Source organism: Pseudomonas sp. B414, from assembly GCF_055408445.1.
In genome coordinates this window covers 1-4,003 of record NZ_JBUZTQ010000068.1, presented here as the reverse complement: position 1 = coordinate 4,003, position 4,003 = coordinate 1, and the positions used below count along the sequence as shown (strand labels likewise).

The window sequence follows — 4,003 nt, the reverse complement described above, 5'->3', positions numbered from 1 at the left end:
GACCGCGTCGCCTGAATCGCGGGCAAGCCCGCTCCCACAATAATCCCCGCAAGCATCAAATTTGCGTGGGACACAATTCTTGTGGGAGCGTGGCTTGCCCGCGATGGCATCACTGCGGTCTGCCTGCCAGACCGCGTCGCTTGAATCGCGAGCAAGCCCGCTCCCACAGGGGGGTGTTTTCACAGGTTTCGCACATGCAATAAAAAGCCCCCAAGGCTCTCACCTTGGGGGCTTTTGTGTTTTTGGCTATCTGCTTACGCGGCCTTCGCCTCGGCTTCGCTCAGGGAGCGGTTCAGGGCGCTGAACAGGGCCTTGAAGCTCGCCGTGGTGATGTTTTCATCAATGCCTACACCGTGTACCGCACGGCCACCATTAACCCGCAGTTCAATGTAGGCCGCAGCCTTGGCGTTGGTGCCAGCACCAATCGCGTGTTCGTTGTAGTCCATTATTTCGGCATTAACCGGCAGGCCAGCTACCAGCGCTTCCAGCGCGCCGTTGCCCTTGCCGCTCCAGCGCAGGTTGGTTTCGCCGTCGCCCTTGGCCGACACTTCCACTTCAACTGCACTATGACCGTTCTCTTCCTGCAGACGATGGCTGACCAGCGCGTAAGGGGTATTGGCCTGCAAGTACTCGGTGCGCAGCAAGCTATGAATCTGCTGAGCAGTCATTTCCAGGCCCAGACGGTCAGTTTCGCGCTGAACTACCTGGCTGAACTCGATCTGCATCCGGCGTGGCAAGCTGATGCCGTATTCCTGCTCCAGCAGGTAAGCAATCCCGCCTTTACCCGACTGGCTGTTGACCCGGATTACGGCTTCGTAGCTGCGGCCAATATCGGCCGGGTCGATCGGCAAGTACGGCACTTCCCACAGGGCATCCGGTTTTTGCTGGGCGAAACCCTTGCGGATGGCATCCTGGTGCGAGCCGGAGAACGCGGTGTGGACCAGGTCGCCAACATACGGGTGGCGCGGGTGAACCGGGATCTGGTTGCACTCTTCGACCACTTTGCGCACGCCATCGATGTCCGAGAAGTCCAGCTGCGGGTCCAGGCCCTGGGTGTACATGTTCAAGGCCACGGTCACCAGGTCGACGTTACCGGTACGCTCGCCATTGCCGAACAGGCAACCTTCGACGCGATCGGCACCCGCCATCAGGCCCAGTTCGGTTGCAGCAACACCCGTACCACGGTCGTTATGGGTGTGCAGGCTGATCAGCACGCTGTCACGGCGGTTGATATGGCGGCCGAACCACTCGATCTGGTCAGCGTAGATGTTCGGGGTCGCGCACTCAACCGTGGCCGGCAGGTTGAGGATCATCTTGTGCTCAGGCGTCGGGTTCCACACCTCGATCACCGCGTCACACACTTCCTTGGCGAACTCCAGCTCAGTGGCGCTGAACGTCTCTGGCGAGTACTCAAAGGTCCACTGGGTTTCAGGCTGCTGGGCGGCGTATTTGACGAACAGCTTGGCCGCGCTGACCGCGATTTCCTTGACGCCGTCCTTGTCCTGATTGAACACGATGCGGCGGAACGCCGGGCACGTCGCGTTATACAGGTGAACAATGGCTTTTTTTGCACCACGCAACGATTCGAAGGTACGCGCGATCAAGTCTTCACGGCCCTGGGTCAGCACCTGGATGGTGGTGTCGTCCGGAATATGGCCGTCTTCGATCAAGGTACGCACGAAGTCAAAGTCGGTTTGCGACGCTGCCGGGAACGATGCCTCGATTTCTTTAACGCCAACGCTGACCAGGGTCTTCCAGAAACGCAGCTTCTTTACCGCATCCATCGGCTCGATCAGCGACTGGTTGCCGTCGCGCAGATCGGAGCTGCACCAGACAGGCGCGCTGGTGATGGTTTTTGAAGGCCAGGTACGGTCAGGTAAATCAATGACCGGGAAGGCACGGTATTTGGAAGAAGGGTCTTTGAGCATGGTCATCAGGCAATCCTTAGTATGCGAGCCGACTATTCAAATGCGGCCAGCCAGAAAAATACAAAGCAAAGGGCGAGGCATCGCAACTAGCTTTGCAGTCGTGCACTGACGAGGCAAAGGCTGCGATGTTGGCGAAGCAGAATGAGGGTATGTGATGTGTTCATGCCTTCAACCCTAACCATTGGCGAGAAGGATGGCAAGCCAACAAAAAAGATTGAGAGGACTGCTCGTATCTTGCACTTATTTGGGGTTTTATCGCGAGATTCATGGTTTGGCATCCTGTTAATTGCGCAGCCAAACCGTAGGTCGCGCATCCGATGCTGTTGGAGGCTGGCAATTGAGTTCAGTACAGCTTGTACCTGCAGAAGGCAGTTGCAGGTGTTCATGACTTTCAGTGCCACGAAGCCGTGAGCGGCCACTGTCACAAACCGTGAAAACCTGTGAAAAGCCTTGTTTTACGCTGCTTAGACGTGAGCACTGATGAGCGTTTTCACTTCACCACCCGAATCGTCGTAATACTTGATTCCGCTTCCACAGCAGCGACAAACGCTCTGTAGAGAACCGTTATCAGCAGCCGGGTATTACGATGCGTATTTACAGCTATCTCTTTCTCATGATGGGTTGTGCCTGGGGCTTGAGTGCCTCGGCAATCGCCTCACCCTCGATCAATCCGGGGCCGATGTTCGGCTTTCTGGAGGACGGTAAAAGCGCGGTTCTCAAGCGTATCTATAACTCTGGCAGCAGTACCGCCTTCGTTAAGGTAGTGGTACAGGAAATCATCTACGACGCCCAGGGCCAGCCCGTCGAGCAGCCGCCGGTAGCTCTCTCGGCTGCGCCATTGGCCGAGCAGAATACGCTGCTGGCCAGCCCGGCACGGATGATCATTCCGGCCAATGGCATGCAGTCTACCCGCCTGCTGTTTATGGGCAGCCGGGCTCAGGAGCGTTACTACCGCGTGCGCTTTATTCCGGTATTGCCGACCAGCGCTGACAGCTTTGATCAAAGCGCCGATGACCAGCAGACCTACAAGCAGGATCTGGCCGCTCAAGTCACCTTGTTGACGGGCTTTGGCACGCTTCTGTTTGTGAGGCCCGACAAGGTCAAGTTCGATACACGTCTTAAAGATGAACAGGATACCTACAGCGTGCATAACGCAGGTAATAGTGTCATTGCCCTGGATTTTGTAAAAAGTTGCCATGTTGAAAAAACGGCTGAGTGTTCGTCAATCATTCAACACTACGTATTGCCAGGTAAAACGTACACCTTTACCAAAGAACCACAGAAAGTTCATAGCTTTGTACTTCAAGAAGGCACGGCTGAGCGGAAAATATCCTTTACCCGTGCTTGAGTATTAATTGCAGTCAATGATGTATCACCCCCTAACTATAAACTTGAAAAAAGGAAGTAAAAATGCAACGCACTTTTATGGCAACTGTTAGCCCGTTGGCCCTTGCCCTGCTTGCCACGTTGGGCGCTACCCAGGTATCCGCTGCTGATCCGGTTGAAGTACAAGTTCAACTGGTCGCCAGTATTCCATCGATTAATTTTTACGTTGTGCCCGCAGATACCGGCTGGATCGGTGTGGCGCAACGCATGGAGTGGACGCCTAATGCCACTGGAGGAACAACTGGCAAGTTGAGCACCCTGCGCAAAGCCTTTGATGTGAAAAACAGCTCCGGTGCCATTGCGGCGCGCATTACCGATGCAGGAGGCGCTTTTCTGTCCAGTGGCAATGGCAATGGCATGATCCCTCTCTTCGTACACTTCAATAACAAGGAACTGACTCATGCCAGTCAGGAGTTCATCAGCGCCACTGAAGCCGCTGCCGGTAAACGTGTTGATTTGACCATTGCCGCGCTTGACTCACCTGCTTATGAATATCAACCGGGTGAATACACCGGCATCGTTAATATGACCTTTGATGCGGTACCCCCTGTTACGCCTTGAGCCGTTTTTAGTAATGCCTGAGTTTTAAAACTCGGCGGCCGCGAAAACTGAGTGCAACACCTGACCTTTCCGGTACGGTGCTGCCCCTATGTCCTATTCCGAACTCAGCGTTGAAGAGCGCGCGATCA

General features: G+C 55.3%; 3 protein-coding genes. 2 read left to right on the top strand and 1 reads right to left on the bottom strand.

Going from position 1 to position 4,003, the window contains the following annotated elements:
• Positions 1–254: 254 nt before the first annotated feature.
• Positions 255–1,934 (bottom strand): 2-isopropylmalate synthase, encoded by a 1,680-nt coding sequence (gene leuA, locus ACZRMH_RS25645; protein WP_464015798.1) that lies wholly within the window; start codon positions 1,932–1,934, stop codon positions 255–257.
• A 580-nt stretch (positions 1,935–2,514) separates the two neighbouring features.
• Here leuA and ACZRMH_RS25640 point away from each other — a divergent pair.
• Together ACZRMH_RS25640 and ACZRMH_RS25635 are read left to right on the top strand one after the other, a co-directional pair.
• On the top strand, positions 2,515–3,276 hold the full coding sequence (locus ACZRMH_RS25640) for a hypothetical protein (protein WP_464015797.1): 762 nt from the start codon (positions 2,515–2,517) through the stop codon (positions 3,274–3,276).
• A gap of 62 nt (positions 3,277–3,338) precedes the next feature.
• Entirely contained in the window at positions 3,339–3,875 is a 537-nt protein-coding gene (locus ACZRMH_RS25635; RefSeq protein WP_464015796.1) for a CS1 type fimbrial major subunit, read from the top strand.
• The last annotated feature ends 128 nt before the right edge of the window (positions 3,876–4,003 follow it).

Coding starts and splice junctions, on each gene's coding strand:
- ACZRMH_RS25640 (WP_464015797.1), top strand. CDS start 2,515: ATGCGTATTTACAGCTATCTCTTTCTCATGATGGGTTGTGCCTGGGGC.
- leuA (WP_464015798.1), bottom strand. CDS start 1,934: ATGACCATGCTCAAAGACCCTTCTTCCAAATACCGTGCCTTCCCGGTC.
- ACZRMH_RS25635 (WP_464015796.1), top strand. CDS start 3,339: ATGCAACGCACTTTTATGGCAACTGTTAGCCCGTTGGCCCTTGCCCTG.